The organism is Paenibacillus sp. JNUCC32, assembly GCF_014863545.1.
GTDB lineage: Bacteria > Bacillota > Bacilli > Paenibacillales > Paenibacillaceae > Paenibacillus_AQ > Paenibacillus_AQ lautus_A.
Window position 1 is genome coordinate 4,383,962 of record NZ_CP062260.1, and the last position, 20,474, is coordinate 4,404,435.

The 20,474-nt window shown below is 55.9% G+C and carries 13 protein-coding genes; 1 reads left to right on the plus strand and 12 read right to left on the minus strand.

Annotated features, from left to right (window positions below; all coding sequences use genetic code 11):
• Positions 1 to 123: 123 nt before the first annotated feature.
• The 5 genes from JNUCC32_RS19630 to JNUCC32_RS19650 all read right to left on the minus strand — a co-directional run bounded on the left by JNUCC32_RS19630 (position 124) and on the right by JNUCC32_RS19650 (position 8,132).
• Positions 124 to 1,086, minus strand: coding sequence for a phosphotransferase enzyme family protein (locus tag JNUCC32_RS19630; RefSeq protein WP_192569556.1), 963 nt, complete (start codon positions 1,084 to 1,086; stop codon positions 124 to 126).
• Positions 1,087 to 1,306: 220 nt separating this feature from the next.
• Positions 1,307 to 1,474 (minus strand): hypothetical protein, encoded by a 168-nt coding sequence (locus JNUCC32_RS19635; RefSeq protein ID WP_012819275.1) that lies wholly within the window; start codon positions 1,472 to 1,474, stop codon positions 1,307 to 1,309.
• A 21-nt stretch (positions 1,475 to 1,495) separates the two neighbouring features.
• On the minus strand, positions 1,496 to 2,461 hold the full coding sequence (msrA, locus tag JNUCC32_RS19640; RefSeq protein WP_192569557.1) for a peptide-methionine (S)-S-oxide reductase MsrA: 966 nt from the start codon (positions 2,459 to 2,461) through the stop codon (positions 1,496 to 1,498).
• A gap of 211 nt (positions 2,462 to 2,672) precedes the next feature.
• On the minus strand, positions 2,673 to 5,273 hold the full coding sequence (locus JNUCC32_RS19645) for a glycoside hydrolase family 95 protein (protein ID WP_228468785.1): 2,601 nt from the start codon (positions 5,271 to 5,273) through the stop codon (positions 2,673 to 2,675).
• Positions 5,274 to 5,351: 78 nt separating this feature from the next.
• Positions 5,352 to 8,132, minus strand: a complete 2,781-nt coding sequence (locus tag JNUCC32_RS19650) for a discoidin domain-containing protein (protein WP_192572701.1) — start codon at positions 8,130 to 8,132, stop codon at positions 5,352 to 5,354.
• Positions 8,133 to 8,406: 274 nt separating this feature from the next.
• Between JNUCC32_RS19650 and JNUCC32_RS19655 the strand changes: the two genes are divergently transcribed.
• Positions 8,407 to 10,227 (plus strand): glycoside hydrolase family 97 protein, encoded by a 1,821-nt coding sequence (locus JNUCC32_RS19655; RefSeq protein WP_192569559.1) that lies wholly within the window; start codon positions 8,407 to 8,409, stop codon positions 10,225 to 10,227.
• A 235-nt stretch (positions 10,228 to 10,462) separates the two neighbouring features.
• Here JNUCC32_RS19655 and JNUCC32_RS19660 read toward each other — a convergent pair whose 3' ends face one another.
• From JNUCC32_RS19660 to JNUCC32_RS19690, 7 genes are all read right to left on the minus strand, one after another.
• Positions 10,463 to 12,307: a cache domain-containing sensor histidine kinase gene (locus tag JNUCC32_RS19660; protein ID WP_192569560.1), complete on the minus strand. Its 1,845-nt coding sequence runs from the start codon at positions 12,305 to 12,307 to the stop codon at positions 10,463 to 10,465.
• The gene (locus JNUCC32_RS19665; protein WP_192569561.1) at positions 12,304 to 13,329 is read right to left on the minus strand and encodes a response regulator; all 1,026 of its coding nucleotides are present in this window, start codon (positions 13,327 to 13,329) and stop codon (positions 12,304 to 12,306) included. The genes JNUCC32_RS19660 and JNUCC32_RS19665 overlap by 4 nt, the downstream gene beginning before the upstream one ends.
• Positions 13,330 to 13,539: 210 nt before the next feature.
• On the minus strand, positions 13,540 to 15,120 hold the full coding sequence (locus JNUCC32_RS19670; protein WP_192569562.1) for an extracellular solute-binding protein: 1,581 nt from the start codon (positions 15,118 to 15,120) through the stop codon (positions 13,540 to 13,542).
• A 138-nt stretch (positions 15,121 to 15,258) separates the two neighbouring features.
• Positions 15,259 to 16,131 carry a carbohydrate ABC transporter permease gene (locus JNUCC32_RS19675; protein ID WP_096775111.1) on the minus strand — a complete coding sequence of 291 codons (873 nt, stop codon included), beginning with the start codon at positions 16,129 to 16,131 and terminating at the stop codon, positions 15,259 to 15,261.
• A gap of 16 nt (positions 16,132 to 16,147) precedes the next feature.
• Entirely contained in the window at positions 16,148 to 17,098 is a 951-nt protein-coding gene (locus JNUCC32_RS19680) for an ABC transporter permease (RefSeq protein WP_192569563.1), read from the minus strand.
• 414 nt (positions 17,099 to 17,512) lie between these two features.
• Positions 17,513 to 18,547, minus strand: a complete 1,035-nt coding sequence (locus JNUCC32_RS19685; protein WP_192569564.1) for a glycoside hydrolase family protein — start codon at positions 18,545 to 18,547, stop codon at positions 17,513 to 17,515.
• A 7-nt stretch (positions 18,548 to 18,554) separates the two neighbouring features.
• The gene (locus tag JNUCC32_RS19690) at positions 18,555 to 20,375 is read right to left on the minus strand and encodes an alpha-L-fucosidase (protein WP_192569565.1); all 1,821 of its coding nucleotides are present in this window, start codon (positions 20,373 to 20,375) and stop codon (positions 18,555 to 18,557) included.
• Positions 20,376 to 20,474: the final 99 nt, after the last annotated feature.

A 20,474-nucleotide genomic window follows, 5' to 3' on the forward strand; every position in this document is an offset into this window, starting at 1 on the left:
CGCCTTGAAGCCGCGACAAAAAACCACATCGTGCCCGATGTGGTTTTCCTGGTTCGATTAGCCCACTAAAGCCGTCCGGTTGCTAGCAACCAGCATCCAAGCTGCGCGTCATGGCTCGTGCGGTTACCACGGTTCCCTGAACCCCTGTCTATCCTGCTCGCAATCGCGCAGCAGCTTCGTGCGCAACCCCTCATACCAAGAGGGGACATCGGCCAACTCGCTGTCCTCCAGGGAACGCAGCACGCTGGCAAAACCGTACAGACGGCTAAATCTTTGAAATTTTGAAAACTCTGCCTCCAGCTCGTGATCCAGACTTCGGATTGAGCGATAACCTTTCAGAAATGCCTGCTTGTCATGCTCCGACTCGGTATCGGCAAGAGCCGTGGCGATATCCACCCCAAACCAATGGTACATAGCATCGTCGAAATCGATCACGTGGAATGAACGTTCCTTCGCTTCATAAAAGATGTTATCCAGCTGGAAGTCATAGTGGATCAAGCCGTACGTCTGTCTCGACGCGGGCAGGAACTGCAGCCATAGACTAACCCGATGAAGCTCATCCATAGCATCCTGCTCCCCGGGATGCCGCCGCAGCACCTGATCGATCAAACGCAGGATGTCCTCCACGCTTCTTCGCCTTACGGCTCCAGGTTCATATCGGCTGGACAGCGTATGCAGCCTTGCGAGCGATTTCCCCCAGTCCCTGCATTGGGACGCGGAGGGAGTGCCATGGAATGCAATCCCTCCGGCGGCGCTGAACACGACGCCGTGATACTGCCCCTCTGGTACCTGAATCGTCTCGATCCATTTCCCGTTCACCGAAGAAATCGGCGCGACGCAAGGGTACTCGTGCTTAAGCAAATACTGCATGAATTCCAGCTCGGCCGTCAGCTGCTGGGCCGTGCTTTCTTCCTCAAAATTAAACCGGAGGAAATAACGCTCTCCATCGCGGTTAAACATATACACGAAGTTGGAGCTGGCCCGCCAAAACTTCAGCGTTCCCTCGTCAAACTCCCAATTGCGGATCAGCTCGCGGGCGGCCTTGTCACCAGCAAGCCCGCGAACCATCGTCGTTAACTTCATCATTTGCTCTTTTTCCTCCCGCTACAGCGTGAGAGGACTTAAACCTCGACTTATCCTAAGTAACAAGCCCTCTCATCTGTATCCCATTGTGAATATGAATCGTATTCAACAACGTCACCCCTTTCCGCACATGGACGCAAGAATTGGTCTTGCCCAATCCTATTCTAACGGAGGCGCCAGCGATGCGGGTGGGAGAGAACGGGTATAGGTGAAGTTTACGGCACTATCCTTCTCCCCCGCCTTCTTCCTTAGATAATCTTTTGAATGCGAACGCCAGAATCAGGCTCATGACGATATACATCAACACTTTGGAAGCTGTGCTATACGGGGAGAGCAGTATCCCTGCCAGAAAAAACAAATTCACTACAAGGTACAGCAGTTTGATTATCATAAGATGACCTCCACCCGTTCCCTACTCAAACAGCCCGGCGAATTCACCGTAACCTTCCCGGAGCAGCGCTTCCTCCGGTATAAACCGCAGCGCCGCGGAGTTTACCTGATAATGCAGGCCGCCAGGCTGGGGCCCGTCATGATACAGATGTCCCAGGTAAGAGCCGGACAATCTGCCGTAGAGCGCGGTGCGTACCTTGCCGCCGCGGAGATCCCCCTTTTTGCTGATATATCCTTCGTGCAGCGGCTTCCTAAAAGCCGGCAATCCCGTACCCGCATCATATTGATCGGTCGAGCTGAATAGAGGGTCGCCGTTCACCACGTCCGCGTAAATTCCCCGGCTTGCGTGATTCCAATACGGATTATCGTAGGCAGGCTCGTCCAAGCCTTCTTGCGTCACCGCGTATTGGATCGCGGTAAGACGCCTGCGCAGCTCATCCTGATCCTCTTTGCGGCTCCAATGCTGCTTCGCAAAAGAATCCCGGCCAGAACCCTCATAATACCGGTTATAGTCATACCGGTGGGTATTATAGTAGTTCTGATGGACATCCTCCGCGGGATAAAAGGGACCCGCCGGCAGGATCGGCGTCACGATCTTCCCCTTGAACCGGCCGCTAAGCTGCAGGCTGCGCTTGGAGGCTTCCGCCTGCTCGCGCTGCGCTTCGTCATGCACGAAAATCGCCGACCGGTAAGACGCCCCGCGGTCCATGAACTGGCCTTCCGCATCCGTTGGATCAATCAAACGCCAATAGATGTCCAGCAGCCGTGAGTACGGAAACACATCCGGATTAAACCGGATTTGCACGGCTTCGTAATGCCCCGTCGTTTCCGTTCCTACTTCTTCGTAGGTCGGATTCTCCGTATGGCCGCCCGTGTAGCCGGAAACCAGAGAAAGGATGCCGGGCAGCTCGTCAAACGGCTTCACCATGCACCAGAAACAACCTCCTGCAAATGTCGCCAATGAGGTCTTGCCGCTTCCATGCTTCAAGGCTATCGCTCCTTTCATCCATCGTTGTCTGTTTCATGATGATATTAGTGTAGCCTTGAGGGCACAATGGCAGCAAGCATCATAAGGTATAATTGGTGTGTAATCGACGCTTTATCCCTCCAAGATCGAGTCAGGAATGAGAAAGCAACCCACGTAGGCGCCAACCTTAGGAGTGGGTTGCTTTCACGTTTATCGAGGTACGCCAGTCATTTTATTCTTCAACCGTTCTATAGGTCTCCCCGACAGGGCGCTCCAAGCTGCAGCTAGCCCCCTGCTGCATCCGTATGGAGCAGCCATGGCCTCTGCGGGATATCGTGGTACTCATCAGAGTTACCTCTCCCAGCTGTTTCTCCTCTATAAGGACAAGTGCCGCACGGGACCAAATCCTGCACTCGCCGGCTCTATCAGCGCGGATCTTCACCTCGGTCAGCTCGCCTTCCTCCCAGCGCATGTCGACAACAAAGCCGCCGCGGGCCCGAAGCCCCTTCACCTCGCCGCTATTCCATTGCGGGGGCAGGGCGGGGAGCAGCCTTAACTCATCCATATGCGACTGCAGCAGCATTTCGGCAACGCCGGCAATCCCGCCGAAATTGCCATCGATTTGAAAAGGCGGGTGGCAATCCAGCAAGTTCGGATAAGTCGAGGAAGCCAGCAAATTCACGAGATGCTCGTGCGCTTCCGCTCCGCGCTGCAGCCTGGCGTAGTAATTGATGATCCAAGCGCGGCTCCAGCCCGTGTGGCCGCCGCCATGAGCAAGCCGCCGCTCCAAGGTCTTGTAAGCCGCCTCGGCAAGCTCAGTCGATCGGTCAGGATCAATCTGCTCTCCCGGATACAGGGCGAACAACTGCGAGATATGCCGGTGCCCGGGATCGGCCTCCTCGTAATCGTTCAGCCATTCCATGATCCCTCCATGGCGTCCAATCTGCGGTGCCGGAATTTCCTCCAGCGCCGTTTGAAGCTCCCCTAAGAAGGCAGACTCATCTCCGACGAGATGGCCGGCCTCCAGGCAGGCACGGAATAAAGCCGTCGCAATCTGCCCGTCCATGGCGGGCCCCATGCAGAGGCTGCCGACGGCTCCGTTCGGAAGCACGAATCGGTTTTCCGGCGACACGGAGGGGCCGGTCATCCGTCTCCCTACCTCATCCACGGTCATATAATCCAGCAGGAATTCTGCCGCTTCCTTCATGACCGGATACGCCCGCTCCCGTAGGAAATCCGCATCGCCGCCAAATCGGTAATGCTCCCACAGATGAAGGCACAGCCAAGCGGCTCCCATCGGCCATACGGTACAGGTCATTAATATCCCTTCAGGCCGGGTTTCTCCCCAAAGATTCGTATTATGATGCGCCGCGAAGCCGCGGCAGCCATACATCTCCCGAGCCGTATCGCGGCCATTCGGGAGCATCCGGTCAATCAGGTCGAACAACGGCTCGTGGCACTCCGCCAAGCCCAACAGCTCTGCCGGCCAATAGTTCATCTGAATGTTCACATTGATCGTATACTTGGACTCCCAAGGCGGGGTGAAACTGTCATTCCATATGCCTTGCAGGTTCGCAGCAAGAGATCCGGGCCTGGAACAGGAGATGAGCAGGTATCGCCCGAACTGCACGTATAACGCGATCAATTCGGGGTCGCTATTTTCCGCGGAAGCACCTTCCGTCTTCACTCTAGCCTTCAGCAAATTCAGCCGCCGATCGGTGGGCAGGGACGGCTGGTCGTCTTCTGTTCCATTAGGATATTCGACTCGATCTGAAGCGCGGATTACCTCCGTCCCATTCGAAAAGGCAGTTCCACTATCGGAACATTCCGTCCGGCTCGCTCCGTTCTTGCCAGTGCCGAGCGTAAGGGAGAACCGTTCAAACTTCTCCCGATATTCCGCCTGATGACGGTTTACCAGCTGCTCGTACGACATGCCTGCTGCACGATCCAGCTGTTCCAGACAGACCTGTGCCGGCTGCCGGCATCGAAAGGTCGTCTGGGCTGATAGCAGCAGCGTTACGGAATCCGCCCCTTCTACCGAGAGAAAGTCACCGATGGTTCGAACGGCTCCTCCCACAGCGGCAGCGCGCAGCGCCAAGCCAAAGGAAATGCCGTCCGCACCGCACTCTCCCTCCATCAGCAAGGTGTCATGACGCAATGATACCGTCCCCCCATCAAAAGGACGGCGCATCAGGTTCGCCGCAAACGTCAGCGCCCCCGGCCTGTCGGCAGACAGGCGAATGACCAGCACGCCATCCGGCGCACTGGCAAAATACTGCCTGCGAAATCGGATGCCCCGGGACGAATAGGATACGGTCACCATCGACCGCTCCACATCCAGCTCTCGTTCATAATGCTCCACCGTTTCCTCCCCGTCCAGGAATTTGAGCAGCAGATCGCCCAGAGGCTGGTACGGCTGCTCGTATTTCGGGGAGGACGTCATCGCCATTCGGGCTAAATGCTCGGCCTCGGCTTGGCGCCCATCGAAGAGCATCTGCCTGATCTCGCTCAAATACCCGGAGGCGTCAGGATTGGCTCCCCTCCCCGGACCTCCATACCAGAGAGAATCTTCATTTAGCTGCACGCGCTCAAGCGAAGGCTTGCCAAAGACCATGCCTCCCAGGCGACCGTTCCCGATCGGCAAAGCTTCATTCCACTCCACTGCCGGGGAATCGTACCACAACCGCAAGCGCCGATTTGCGGAGATGTCAGCCCGCCGCGAAGCGGTTCCATCTGTCCCCCCCGTCACCCCAGGGTGCCACGCAAGATCACGACCTCCCTGATGCCCTTCAAGAGAATACTCGGCATTACTTCCTGTTGTCTCCCTCTCCATAATCCAACACGTCTCCTTCTTCAAGAAAAAGGGAATGCTCAGCGTTCTCCCTGAACATCCCCTGTTCGCTAAATATGATTAAGGCTGTTCCGGTATATCCAACGCACCGCCGCCCACCGGCGTTCGGGCCAGATGATCTACCGCTTGCTGCCCCAGGCGATCCTTCAGCTGCTGGATGAATAAGCTCTGGAGCGCCACATGCCGATCGGCATATTCCCAATAGCCGTCCTCGCGAGGTCTTGGATCGTAGGCACTCGGAACGAGCGGCTTCACGTTCAGGCCGTCTTCGGTAGGGATATGCCCGATGACATAGTTTTGGGCAGTTGGGGGCTTCTGGGCGACAAGCCCGCCTTCGGTATTCCACATGACGTAATTCGCGCCGGCCCACCCATGTCCGCTGCCCAGCCATCCCCGGTCGCGGACGCTGATGCGCGCGCTGACGTTGTCGTACAAACCGCCTGTCGACCAGCGATGGTGCGGCTCGCTTGTATTGTATTCGCGAGTGGCCTTATTGTCGTACATCACGTTCGGCCCTTGCACGCGGCTTTCAATGACGTAAGCATGACGGGAAGTCTCCGTATAATTGCGCTGCACCAGATTTAACTGCCCCTGGATGAAAAAGCTGTAACGCCGCCCGCCGGTAATAATGCTGACCATGTCGTGCATTTCGCTGTCCTGCACCGTGACCCACTTGGCCTGCCGCCCGACCTGCACCAAGGCATAGGAAAAATGGTAGCCGGCCACCTCTCGTACCCAGGCATTCTTCACGCTGTTCATCATGATGAAACGTTCCGCATGGTCCTCATCGGAGTAATACGGAGTGTCCAGAACATCGTTATCCATCTTCGTGTCGGTCTTGCTTGGATCAAAATCGGATATGGCGCGCATGTTCTCGATCCCTACCTGTTCGATTCGCGATTCGTCCGTCGCCTTGAACAGCTTGCCCCCGCCCCATTGACGCTCAACGGCATTCGCTAACGGAGCGTCCACCGTAATCCGGTTGCCGTCGATCGCCGTAATCACGCGGTCAAAATCCAGATTGAACGGGGACCACTGCTGCGTTCCTCCGGTTCCTGGCCGCATGTAGATATGATCCATGCCGATTTCATGAATCCAGCGGTCGTTGCCGATCCTCCGGACGATGACGGAATCGCCTACCTGATAGTCAGAGGCATCCTGGACATGGAAGGAACGCGAGCCTGACGGAACGTACAGATCCTGGATATCGGTCTCCGTACCGTCCACAATCGTTGCACCATTCGTTCCGCCCACGACGATCAAATTTCTGGCTATTGTTCCCGTGCCGCGGATGATAGTTCCGTCCTCACTCTTTCCCTCGCCCCGCAGCACGACGCCGCTCGCCTGGATGTTCAGCGATCCGCCGACCAGATACGTGCCCTTCTTCAGAAGCACGGCCCCCCGGAAGCCGTCCGCGTCGCGCGGAAGCTGCGACACCTCGTCAATCGCCGCTTGCAGCATCGCCGTATCATCCCCGCCGGTCGGCCGCACGGCGATCCTCGCCTGCACGTCGGGAAGCTTCACCCCGCCGCCCATATAACCGACATTCGAGAAATCGATGATCCGATTTCCTTTATAATCGGGAACATACGCCATCCTTCCGTCTTTTCCGGTATATGCGATATGACTCTGACCGTCAGGTATTCCTTTCTTGGGCATGACGGTGTAAAACAAGCTGTCGTAGTAAGTTCCCCCGTCCGCGGCTTGGAACGTCATCCTCACTTCGTGCGTGCCCGGTACCTTCATCCCGCCCGGAAGAGTGATCGATTGACTTATCCCCGTTTGCAGCGGCTTTGTGCCCAGCGAACCTCTGGATTGGCCGTCCTTGAACCATCTGGCGCTAACGGTCCCATCCGTATTCGGAGCGATCGTGACGACAGGCAATGGCTTGCCGTCATCCAGGATCGCCGCCTCGCCGATCTTCTGGACTAACGTCGGATGCGTGAACGAGCTGAAGGCAATATATTTCGCATCCCGGAATTCCTGATCATCCTTCACGACAAACCAGAAATCCGGCGTCCCAACCGTTTGGCCATTAACGCTGATTTCCGCATACATCCGGGTGGCGCCGACCTTGACTCCGGTTACGGAACCAGCTGTATCCACGGCCATGCTGCTCCCCGCAGCATGGTATTGAACCTGGCCTGGAGGGAGCGCAACCCACTCTCCGTTGGCTCGTTTGCCGCGCACCTCCAAGGCCGACGTTTCTCCAATGTCCAAGGTCCGTTCATCATTGTTGTTATAAGGAGTGCCATCCGGCTTCACGAAAGCCAGCTCCGTTACGTCCGACGGAAACCCTTGATCTCCATCCTGCATATAAATCTCCAACTCCTTAAGCTGAACGTTGAGATTTCGGCTGAGCTGCAGAGTCACCCGCACTTGGGAAGCGCTTACGGAATCAAACGCCATGACTTCCTGACCGTCCGCTCGAATGCCCCCGTTTTTCGCATAGGCTCTGGTCCAAGACTCGCCGTCAAGGGAATAATCAATCTCGATGCTGCCCAAATTATCTCCCCGGTTTAAGTCCAGGACGACCTGGTTGAAGGACTGCTCGCTCCCCAGATCTACCTGAACGTGCACACTCATGTCCTCACGATCCGTGCTCGCCGGCTGCCAATAGGTATCCTTGCTGCCATCCACGGCTTTCCCGGCTTCACGCCCGCTGATCTCCGAACTGGCCGTTGCCGACCTATTCATTGCAAGGTTGACCCGATCCAACCCACTGGCTGCCGCCGTTTCCCCCTGTATTGGCGGATTGCTGAACGAAAACAGCAGAATACCCAGCAGCAATATAATACGCCCCCTTCTTACCTGTCCGTTACGCCTGCGCACCTGTCTCATCAATCATCACCCATCCTTTGTCCTAGTGTAGTGATTAACGATCTACCCGCGCCCTCCTTTCAGACGCCTCTTGATGCTTCCATGTTAAAACAGCGGCCTCCCGACAGACCATGCCGTAACTTGCGGAAGGGCCGTGTTTTTTTACGGAGTAACACAACGTAAGAAAACACAACCCGGAGCGAACGGAGCCGTATGCTAAGCCTTCCCTTTGTCCGTTACAATGAGGCTGCAATGGGTACGTCATTTTGGTAGCGACAAGGAAGGAGTTTCGTTTATGGATCATGAGCTGTCCCCATCTCTGTCGGCGTCGTTTCATGCTCAGCTTCATTCCCCTGACGGGAATTTGCAGATCATGCTGGAGCAGGCGCATAACGGTCCCCTCTTGTATACGGTTATGAACAAGGGATTCCGGGTTCTTGACAGATCCCCGCTCGGACTCATCACGGACAGATACCAATTTCAGCAAAACATCCGCATCCAGGGGGTTGAGCACAACACGATCACGGAGCGTTACGAGCTGATGACCGGCAAGCAAAGATCGCAGTCTTACGAAGCAAGCGAGCTGGTGCTCCTGGCTTCCGTCGAGCATCATCAGGTGAGGATTCGATTCCGCGCTTTTCGAGACGGCGCTGCTTACCGTTATGAGCTGCAAGGAGAAGATGATATTGGCATCGAGAGCGAGATCTCCGGATTCCATCTGCCAGAGGATCGGATGCTTAACGTCTGGGCGCAGCCGTTCATGCGGTGTTATGAACGAACCTACGACCATGCCATGCCGGACGATCTTCGGGGAGGGCATTTCGGCTTCCCGCTCTTGGTTCAATCGACAGAGGAGCAATGGCTGCTGCTGACAGAAGCTGCCGTGGACGGCGGTTATGGCGCCAGTCACCTCGCAGCCGATGAGCAAGACGGCCGGAAGCTTCGCATCTCGTACGCTCCGGATCAGGAAACGCCGATTGCCGCGCAGCTTCCGCTCTCGACGCCCTGGCGCGTCATGATCATCGGATCGCTCGGGGATCTGGTGACTTCATCGGTAACGACTCATCTATGTCCCCCGCCCGTGCTGAAAGACACCTCTTGGATCGCTCCTGGCAGAGCAGCCTGGTCCTGGTACGCGGAGGGCGGTTCTTGCGGCGATATGGATGTTCAGCGGCAGCATATCGATTTTGCCGCCGGGATGGGATGGGAATATGTCGTCGTAGACGGCGGCTGGGAGGGTGTGTTGGATGCGCCTCAGCTGATCGATTACGCGAAGGAGCGCGGCGTCGGCATCTGGCTGTGGACGCATTATCAAGGGCTGAACACGGAGGAACTCCGAGAAGTGAAATTACGCCTGTGGGCATCCTGGGGTGCGGTTGGGATCAAGGTCGATTTCTTCGACAGCGACAATCTAGAGACGCTCCAGGTCTACGACGCCATCGCCGAATCCGCCGCCAGGCACCGGCTAATGGTTAATTTCCACGGATCCACCAAACCGAGCGGGGAGCACCGGACATGGCCTCATATGATGACAAGAGAAGGCGTTTACGGCGCGGAATACTACCGGGCGCAGAGTGAAGGCCCGAATGCGGTTCATCTCTGTACCTTGCCGTTTACGCGAAATGTGATCGGATCCATGGACTTTACGCCGGTCACGTTCAGCAGGAAGACCAACACGACCCAAGGGCTTCAGCTCGCTCTGGCCATCCTCTTCGAGTCCGGCATCCAGCACTATGCGGATGCGATCTCCGTGTTCGCTGACCATCCGGGCAAGCCGCTGCTGGCCGAGGTTCCTGCCGTCTGGGATGAGACGCGGCTGCTGGAAGGTTATCCGGGCCGGTACGTTACGATCGCCAGACGATCCGGTACGGAATGGTTCGTCGCCTCCATCTGTGCCGCAGGAGGACGAGATGCCCGAATCCCGCTGGATTTCCTTGAAGAACATACGGCATACCAAGCGGTGATCTATCAGGAGCAGGCAGAGCCGGACGAATATCGTTATCGTTCCGTACTTCCTCCCATTGAGATTCGCACGGAAACCTGCTGCAGCACAGATACGATCACGAAGCGCCTGAAGATATATGGAGGTCTTTCCATCCATCTCACGCCGCTTTGAAATGATCTTTACGGACGGCATGGACGCCAATCGTGAAACGTTAACCGATCATAGGCCTCTGCTGAAGGCGCAGAGCTTCAGGGAACCTTCGAATGCTCGTTCTATGAAACTCTGCGCGTTCCGAAATGCGCCCCAAGAACGCGAAAAACGCTGCCCTTGCCTTAAGGGACAGCGTTTCTATTTGCACTTCGAGCACAGAGTCTGACCTCCATGCCCGGGAGAGGCAGGCCTTGGGCTAAACACGCGGCGGACTCGGCATAACCATGCGGATGGTGGTTCCCGTCCCCACGCCCGCGGAGGTTAGGCGTAGTCCGTAACTCTCGCCGAATACCAGCTGAATCCGGCGATGCACGTTAAGCAGTCCGATGCCTCCGGTACCGCTAAGGTTCAGGGAGAATTCCGGCGAATGATTCGTGTGGTCGTGCTCGTAGGACAGCCGTGCCGCAACCTCGTGCAGCTGTTCATCGGTCATGCCGATGCCGTTGTCCGTCACGCTGACCCAGAAGGCATCGTCGCTGCATCCGGCAGAGATGATGATGTGCTGCGAGGCTTCGATGCCGTCCGGAAACGCATGCTGGAATGCATTTTCGATTAAAGGCTGGAGCGTCAAGCGCACCATTTTGTACAGGAGAAGCTCGTGGGGAACCTCGACCCGAAGATCGAATTCCATGTCGTGCCGGTGCTTCATGATGGTCATGTAATTCAGCACATGGTTCAGCTCGTTCGCAACCGTGATCTCCTCCAGCGAGGTCAGTAAGGAATATCGCATCATAAAGCCCAGCGAAGACACCATCTCGGTAATCTCGGACGAGCCTTCAACCTCGGCATAACAGACGATGGTCTCCAGCGTGTTGTACATGAAATGCGGATTGATCTGCAGCTGAAGCGCCTGAAACTCGGCCTTCTGCCGTTCGATGATCGTCTTCTGCTGCTGCAGCTCGGTCTCGTATACCCGCTCGATCAGTTCCGACAGCCGGCTCACCATCAGATTGTACCGCTGCATCATTTCGGTCAGCTCATCCTGCCGCCGTTCAGGAAGGTCCAGGGGAATCCATCGGCCCTGCTCCGTCTGCCGCATCCCGCGGATAATCGTCTGGATCGGCTGGGTAATGGAACGGGTGAAACGGTAAGCAAGCAAACAAGCGGCGACGAGACTGATCAAGCCGATCGTCCAGGCCGTCGTGCGGATATTGGCAATCGGCTGGCGCCATTCTTCCAGCGGGATCGAGGCTACCAAGCGCCATCCGGAATAAGGGGACATCCGGGTCATGAATACCCGCTGCTCTCCATCGACCGACGTATATTTAAAGGATTCCTCGTCCGCGCCCATAATGGCGGCGGTCAGCTTCGAATCCCGGGCTGGAGACGAGGCGTTGTCCTCCAGCCCTTCGGGCTGGTAAACCACGTGACCACTGGCATCGGCAATATAGAAGTATCCCCGTTCGCCCAGATCGATGCCTTTCCACAGGGAGGACAGCTCTTGGGAGCGCACCTCCATGGCGAGCACGCCTTTTTCCGCCGTGGAAGATAAACCCTTCATCTGTCTAGTCATGCGTATCACGCTGCCGCTGCGTCCCGGAATAATGCTCTCCGTATGAATCATGAGGCCGCTTTCGTCTTTTGTGGCATGGCGGAGCTCCGTCAGCTGCTTCGACTTGTCCTCTTCGCTGAACACCGGCGCCGTAAAGTCCGAGCCGAAGCTGTACGTCGCGTTTCCGTTGTAAGACAACAGATACATCGTCAGCAGCTCGGGCCCCCGGTCCATCAGCGGACGGAACACCGTATCCTTGATCGTGGAGCTGATGTGATAATATTCGTAATGGTCCGCCGGGTTCGGCAGATCCACGAATTTCTTCAATTCCCGGTTGGTCAGCAGGGAAATCATCGTCCGGTCATAGGATTTGATGTACAGGTCCGTGTGATTCAAGGCATTCTGCACGATTTGCGACATATGCCGATCCAGCTGCCGATCCAGCTCCGCGGAAGAACGCGCGTACGTGACGATGCCGATCAATAACGAGGACAGCGCTATGATCGATACGCAGTACAGGAAAAGCTTGCGATACAGTTTATTCTTCATCCGTTAAATCCCAGCATCGTCCGATATTCCGTCGGCGTGTGTCCCGTTACCTTCTTGAACATCTTCGTAAAATGGGGATAGTCCTCGTAACCGACGTTTGCCGCCACGTCGATGATCCGCATATGCGGCAGCGCAAGCAGCTCCTTCGCCCGCTCCATCCGCCGGTGAATGCGGTACCGGACAAAGGTTTCATTGGTCATTTTCTTAAACATCGCGCTAAAATAGGTCGGCGTATACCCCGCCATCTCCGCCACTTCCTCCAGCGTGATTTCCTCGGACAGATGCGTGTCGATGTACGCTTTCACTTCATCCAGCGGATTCTTGAAATTCCCCCAGCGCTGGGTCACCAGATCGGCCGTCATCCGCTTAACCCTCAGCTCGAATTCATTCAGCAGCTGTTCCTGGGCCGCATGATGGCCGATGGGTTCGATCACGGAAACCTCCATATATCCCTTCGATACCAGCCGCCGGAAAATCATCCCCACTGCATCATCCAGCAGCTGCTGAAGCTGTGGGACGCTAAGCCCCGCTGCCTGCAGATGCGCCCTCCAATCGACCAACAGCTCATCCAGCCGTTCGGTCTGCAGCATCCAAATTTCCTGCCCGATGTTTTCAATCCAATCGACGTAGGAAGCCAGGGAGACAATGCCTTTATTGCGATGTTTTACGATCGCGTCAAAGGTTTGGTGCAGCACCACGCCCGTCACCGGCTTCAGCAGATAATGCTTCACCCCATAAGCCAGGCACTGCTGAGCGTATTGGAATTCGCCGTAACCCGAGATGACGATGATCTGAATATGTCCATACAACTCATGCAGCTCCTGGCACAGCTCCAGCCCGCCCATTCGGGGCATGCGAATATCGGTCAGCAGCACATCCGGCTCGCTCTCCTTGATCATCGAGAGCGCATGCTCGCCGTTCACGGCGGTATCGATGGCGTCAAACTGCAGGCGATAGGTTTCCGCCATCTTGACCAGCCCTCTTCGGATGACAGGTTCGTCGTCAGCAATCAACAACCGCATTATTTTCAGCCTCCTGTATGTAGAAGAATTAGGGATGAGGCAATCATGAAATGGAACAAGAAGGTATCCGCGAGCGGCTGCCTGGAACGGCAGACCGGCGGATACCTTGAACTTTCGCATTCATTTATTTATTTAAAACGCTTACATGTCGGATTCATTGTACAGGATTTTCGGGATAAACTGGAGATGTCCTACTGCCTATCTTGCATGTTATCTTGTACGATCCACGACGTTCTCCTTGTTCTTCCAGCGTTCCGTCGCTTCCCTGATGATCTCGTCCCCGCCTTTGGCGCGATATTCCTCGAGCACCTTCGGCCATTCGGATATCGGCTGCTTGCCGTAAATCATCTTCACCATGCTGTCCAGAATGAATTTCGGTCCCGTATCTCCGGTCGAGGCCAAATCCGGGAACTTGGAGAAGCTGTTCAGGTTCGCCGTAAACGTAATGCCGCCGCGGCCTTCATTGCTGAGCACGTCGCTGAACGCCGTAATGACATCCTGGCCGTCCTCGGTCAGGGCCGTCTGCTTCTTGTTGTAGGTCAGCTCATGCACGAACCACAGCTGGTTGGCCCGGAACCCCGCTTCGTCCACTTCTTCCTTTTTCACGGGCCATGTATAGTTGACCTTGCCGTCCTCCATCGTGTAGTTCTCGCCCTCGATCCCGAAGGAGAAGAACATATCGGCTTCCTCCGTCAGCATCCAGTCGAGGAATTTAATGATTTCGATCGCTTTTTCCTTACCGACCTTGTTGTTGATGTAATACGTGGTCGAGATCGAGCTGTACAAGCCGAGGCCGCCCTTGCCGTCCGAGCCCGTTGGCGAAGGATAAATATCCACCTTCATCGAAGGATCCACTTCCTTCAGCTTGGCGCGGAACCCGATCAGCCCCTCGCCGTTGGACGCCCACATGCCGGCTTTGCCGGAATTGATATTCCGGCCGTAATCCTCCTGGGACAGGGAAGCGAAATCCTTCGGAATCAGGCCTTCGTCGTACATCGTCTTATACGTCTCCAGTGCCTTGGTCATGTTCTCCACATCGAAGAACTTCGGCACGACTTCCCCGTTCAGCTCCATGAACTGGAACGGCAGCACGTCGTATGCCCCCAGGAAGGTATCCGCGTATTTAAAGCCCTCCCGGTATTGGAACGGATGCTCTACTCCCAGTCTCTTGAAGGCACGCAGCATATCCAGATACTCTTCCACCGTCTTCGGCGCTTCCTGGATGCCTGCCTTCTCCATCAGATCCGTACGGATAAACGTGGCGCGGCGCGACGGGTTCTCCAGCCAAGCCGGAATGCCGTAGATTTTGCCGTCGTACGATACTTCCTCCCATGCCGCCGGGGTGACCATTTTCATCAGATTCGGCGCATGCTCCTTCAGGAGGTCATCCAGCGGCATGAACACGCCCGCTTCCACCGAGCCTGACATGGAGCCCGTCGTCGGCCCCCCGCGCATATTGCCGACCACGTCCGGAATTTCGTTGCCTGCAAACATCAGACTCATCTTTTGATCGAATTCCTTATGGGACATCAAGCGGATATCGAGATCGGTGTTCGTCATCTCCTCCAGCTTCAGCACCCATTTGTCCTTGTTGATGTCGGGCGACGATTCGATGTAGGTGTTGCCGCCCGTGGAGAATGAAATCGAGAATGCCAGCTTGCTGGAAGCCGTGCCCTGCTCGTTCCCTTCCGGCTTGGTATTCCCTGTTCCTTCTTCCGCTTTCCCCCCGCACCCCGCAAGCAGTGTCATCATCATGACGCCGATCAGTAAGACCGTCCAACTTTTTTTCATCAACCTCTCCCCTTTTCGCAAAAATAGACAAGTGGTTCATTCATGAGGTAAGCGCTTTCGTAAAATCCATTTCATCGTAGCTCATAACCCTCATGCGCAGAATTGGCGTTCTTATTATGGATTTGTGTTCTTTTACGATCAGGATTTGATCGAACCGATAAGCATGCCCTTGATAAAATATTTCTGCAGGAACGGGTATACCAGGATGATCGGCAGCGTAGCGATGACGATCGTGGCCATCTTGATGCCCTCCGGGGACATGTTGGCCAAGTTCTCGAACGTGGTGTCCATCTCTCCCATCTGATCGGTGATCACGATTTCCCTCAGGCGAACCTGCAGCGGAAACAGCTTTCGGCTATTGATATAGTATAGAGCGGACGAGTACGAATTCCAATGCGCCACGGCGTAAAACAGTCCCATCGTCGCCATCACCGGCTTGGATAGCGGAAGCACGATGCTTGATATGATCCGCAGCTCTCCGCACCCGTCGATCCTTGCCGAGTCGATAATCTCGTTAGGCAGATTCATGAAGAACGAGCGCATGATGAACAGGTTGTATGCGCTGATGGCGCCCGGAATAATGAGGGCCCAGACCGTATCCAGCATATTCAGCGATTTAATGAGCAGATAGTTGGGAATGAGCGGCGCGCTGAAAATAAAGGTGATCAGGACGAGCATGAGAATGACCTTCCGTCCCCGATATTCGTTGCGCGACAGCGGGTAAGCCAGCGAAGCCGTTGCGATCAGGTTGATTCCCGTCCCCACGACGGTCACGAATACGCTGATCATGAAGGAACGCCATACCGAGGTATCGTTCAATACGATGGCGTAGTTCGAGAGCGTAAACTCAACCGGCCACAGGCCGACGTCCCCCCTGGAGATGGCCAGATCGCTGCTGAGCGATTGCGCCGCTACGTGCAGGATCGGAAAGATCATGGCGGCCGACACGACGGCCAGGAAGATATAGTTGAACATTTCGAATACGATTTCGCCTGTTGATCGTTTTATCATGTTTTCGGTCACCTGCCTAGTATAAGGAATTTCCGGTCGTTTTACGGCTGATGGCGTTACCGCCCACAATGAGCAGCAGCCCGATGAGCGATTTGAACAGCCCGATGGCCGTGGTGTAGCTGTACTGCTGTCCAAGCAGACCGACGCGATAGATGTACGTATCCAGAATGTCGCCCTTGTTCTCGTTCAAGGCGTTCAGGAACACAAACACCCGTTCAAACCCGAAATCGAGGAAGTTGCCGATGTTCAGCAGGAATAGAATCATGATGGTTGGCAGAATCGACGGAATCGTAATCGCCAAGGTCTGGCGCCAGCGGTTCGCGCCGTCTACGCGTGCAGCTTCGTACAGGTCCGGATTGATTCCGGCCAACGCCGCCAGGTAAATAATCGTTCCCCAGCCCGCTTCCTTCCAGATGCCCGAGCCGATCAGAATGCTGCGAATGTAGCTTTCCTCGCCAAGGAAGTAAATCGGTTCGAGTCCCACCCACATCAGGATCTGATTGATGATCCCCGTGGTCGGAGACAGAATGCCCACCGCAATCCCCCCGATAATGACCCAGGACAGGAAGTGGGGCATGTAGATGACCGTCTGGAGCACCCGCTTGTACAGGACAAGGCGAATCTCGTTCAATAGCAGGGCCAGAATGATCGGTACCGGAAACGCGAATGCGATGCTGTACATCCCGATCAGCAGGGTGTTCCAGAAAATCCGCAGAAACTCCTCGTACTGAAACATCCGGTAGAACTGGTCCAGCCCGACCCAAGGGCTCTCCCATATGCCTTTGAATAAGTTGTACTCCTGAAAAGCCATGGCACTGCCGAATAAAGGGACGTATTTGAATACGAGAAAATAGAGGATGCCCGGAATCGAGATGAGGTATATCGCCTTGTACTTGCGAAAGCTGGATAACCATTCCCGGCTCCGCGCTGACGGTGTTAGCCGCGTGCTTGGGTTGATGTTCGCCATAAGGACCTCCCGTTGTAAGTTTGCCTTCGTATTCATCCTATAAGCGGATCGCTTCGCCAACAATGGCGGCATTTGTTTGTCGATGTGTTTTTTTACGATTGTGTTTGTAGAGGGCACGGCGAAAGGAGTGTGACACAAAAAAGAACCCTTTAGGGAACCCGGTCTAATGCGGCCAAGTTTCGCCAAAGGGCTTATGCTTATGGGGCATGGACACAGGCCTACTGTGTCCATGGGAACAACCTTGCCGTCGTGTGACGAACCTCGCTCGACTACGATGCTCGGTTCGGTGTTGCAGGACGGCGGTCCCCCGGTTATCAGGAGAGATCCGATGGATCATCTGGATCGTAAATATATCACATGCGGCTTCGCGGGAAAAACAAGCTCATCCATTCGTTTGCACCGGAAAAGGCTGCCCTATTCGTGCTCCTTCTCCTCCATCTCCCGAATCGGAATCGCCATATTCCAGGTTTCCGTGCAGTCGTGAAATCCGTTGGTTCCATCCGAGGTCGCTGCGAACATCCAGGCCGGACGACCGTCCTCCATGAGCAAAAACGGCCGTTCCATGTTGCCCATCAGCCGCTCCGCGCCATCGTCCCACAGTACCCTGCGGGAATACGCCGGCTCCCCTGGCCGGGTTGTCATCTCCCACTGCTCTCCGTTCGCCGACCACGCATGGACCCCGCTATAGCGCTCTCCGCAGATGGAGCCGTCCATGTCCTTGGCAATCATCTCGTACCCCCGTGCCGTACGCCAAATGAAGGGATCTTCAATATGAATGGCAGGCGGAAACAGCGGCTCAGGCTTGCGGGCGTATGGACCGTATACCGATTCAGCGCTGGCCAAGCCCAGCTGCATGTTGCCATAGGTATGCCCTTCGTAGGGCCGGGATTTATAGATCAGCTGCACCGAGCCGTCGGCATGAACACAGGGTGCCGGATTGGACACGAAAAAGCTGTCAAACTGATTCGGGCGCGGCAGCAGAACCGGAAGATCCCTTCGTGTCCAAGGGCCGGTTACGGAAGGGGCGGTCGCAACGCCGATCCGTTTGTTGGCCCTGGCCACCACGGCGAGCGGATCGTGCGGCAGCAGCGCCTCCCCTTCGTCAGGCAGCGGGAACGGGAACGTCGTGCCCATATAATAGAGCACATATACGCCATCCACCTTCACGATATGCGGATTGTGCACGCTGCAGCCGTCCCAATAGGCCGGAGACCTTGCCCCAAGCACCGTCTCCTCGTAGACGTACGGTCCTGCCGGATGATCGGCGGCGGCACGGACGATCTCCGAGGCCGCGAGCCATCCGGGGTGCATGGGCATGGATTTCGGCCAGCGCGAAGCAAACATATGGTAGCGGCCATCCTCGCCTCGAATGACGCTGCCGCACCAGACCCAATACCCCGGCATTCGAAAGCCTCCTGCAACCGGTGCAGGATCAAATACGATTTTCATAAACTCCTCACTCCCCTTCCATTGGCAGCAGCGTAACCTTGCGCAAATTCATCAAAGAATCCGATGCCAGCGATATTCCGCGGACTTCAAGACGGTGTAGGCTTGCCGAATGAATCGTCAATTGACCGATCTCAAAATCTCCCCAGCATCCGTCCCCGCCCGTATCGTAAACGGTACAAGCCAGCTTCTGTTCATCCAGGGACAATTCAAAGCGTCCCCCCGCCTGATCCGCTGAGGCGGACAAGGTGACGATGATTCGGCAGTGGACGGGCGCTTCTTCTTCCGAACGAAACGCCCATTGAACAGCCGCATGTGGAGCGGTCCACCCGGTAACGCCGTCATGCCCTCTTTTTCCATTGTCGCGGCGCAGGCCGTCGCCCTCGATAACACCATCATATGCCCAAAACGTATTCGGCATTGAAGATATGAATCTAGGAGTCCCGTTGCTCTCCAGTTGCTCCCCGCTTAGCTTCAGCTCTAGCACAGTCGCATAGGCGTCCTGAGGTACCGAACGCACATCAATTTGCCAGTCCCATCGCCCAAGCTGCCGGATCGGCAGGCGGTCCTCCTTGGCCTTCGCTCCGATAGGCCTCGCATATTGAACTCCGCTTGCGAGACCGGGCAGAATCAAATAACCGTCCTGTGGCCAATCTCTAACCAGCAGATACAAGCTGTTCTCTTCAGGCTTCCAGGTGCAGTAGCCCCACTGCGGCGTACCGATCGGACTGCCGCTCGTGCCATATATGGCCTCGCCGTTCCGCTCCAGGAAGCTGCCCACCGTCTCCAGCAGGCTTCTCGACTTCTTGTCAATCGCCCCGTTTCCGAGCGGACCGACATTCAGCACCAGATTGCCGTTCGCCGCTGCCACGCGCAGCAGCTGGTCGATCAATTCCTCCGGACTCTTCCAATGGTCATCGCCATACCGGAATCCCCAAGAATCATTCAGCGTATGAATCGACTCCCAGTCCTGCTGCACCGGATGAAATCGCAGCTGGTTATCATGCGGATTCCCGTAATCCGCAAAGCGGTCATCCCGAAGCCGCTTGTTAATCAGGCAATCCGGCTGCAGCCGGCGTACCCGATCATGGAACCACACGGCGTGTTCGTCGCTGATCTTATGGCCGCAATCAAACCACATCAACCCGATCGGGCCGTAATCGGTCAGCAGCTCCTCGACCTGGGGAAGAGCCTTCTCATGAAGATAACGCTCAAGGCGTTCCCACTTATCCTGATCGTCGATCCAGTCCTCCAGCAGATCCCATGCACCGATATTCCCCGGGTAATCCAGCGTGTTCCCCTGCGAATTCGGATGATGCCAGTCCATGGCGTGAGAATAGTAAATCCCGAGCCGAATCCCCTCGGCCTCGCATGCCTCTGCCAGCTCCTTGATCGGATCTCTCGGGAAATTTGCATGCCGGGTAATCGAATAATCGCAAACCTTGGAATCATACATGGCAAACCCGTCATGATGCTTCGCCGTCACGATGAGGTATTTGGCCCCCGACCGCTTGGCCAGCAACACCCACTCATGCGCATCGAACGCCTCCGGATTCATACCGGCTGCGGCTTCTGCATACTCAGCTACAGGTATCTTCCCCCTAAGCTGGATATGCTCCGCATAATTCGCATCCACCTGTTCGCCCTTCCACATTCCGCCCAGCATCGAGTAAGGCCCCCAATGCACAAACAGCCCAACGCGCGCTTCCCTCCACCAGGCTATCCGACGGTTGCGATCTCGATCTCGGTCATCCACCCATAGATCGGTCGGGATATTATCCGAGCGTTCCTGCTCCAATCCGGCCCCATCCATGTATTCATCCCGCTTCATGTTTATCCTTCCTCACCTGCCAGTTAACGGTCCGACAGTCTAGTAACCTCCATTATAGAAGGTACGCTGTTGCAGCCTCTTTGTTTTTTTGGGTTGAGG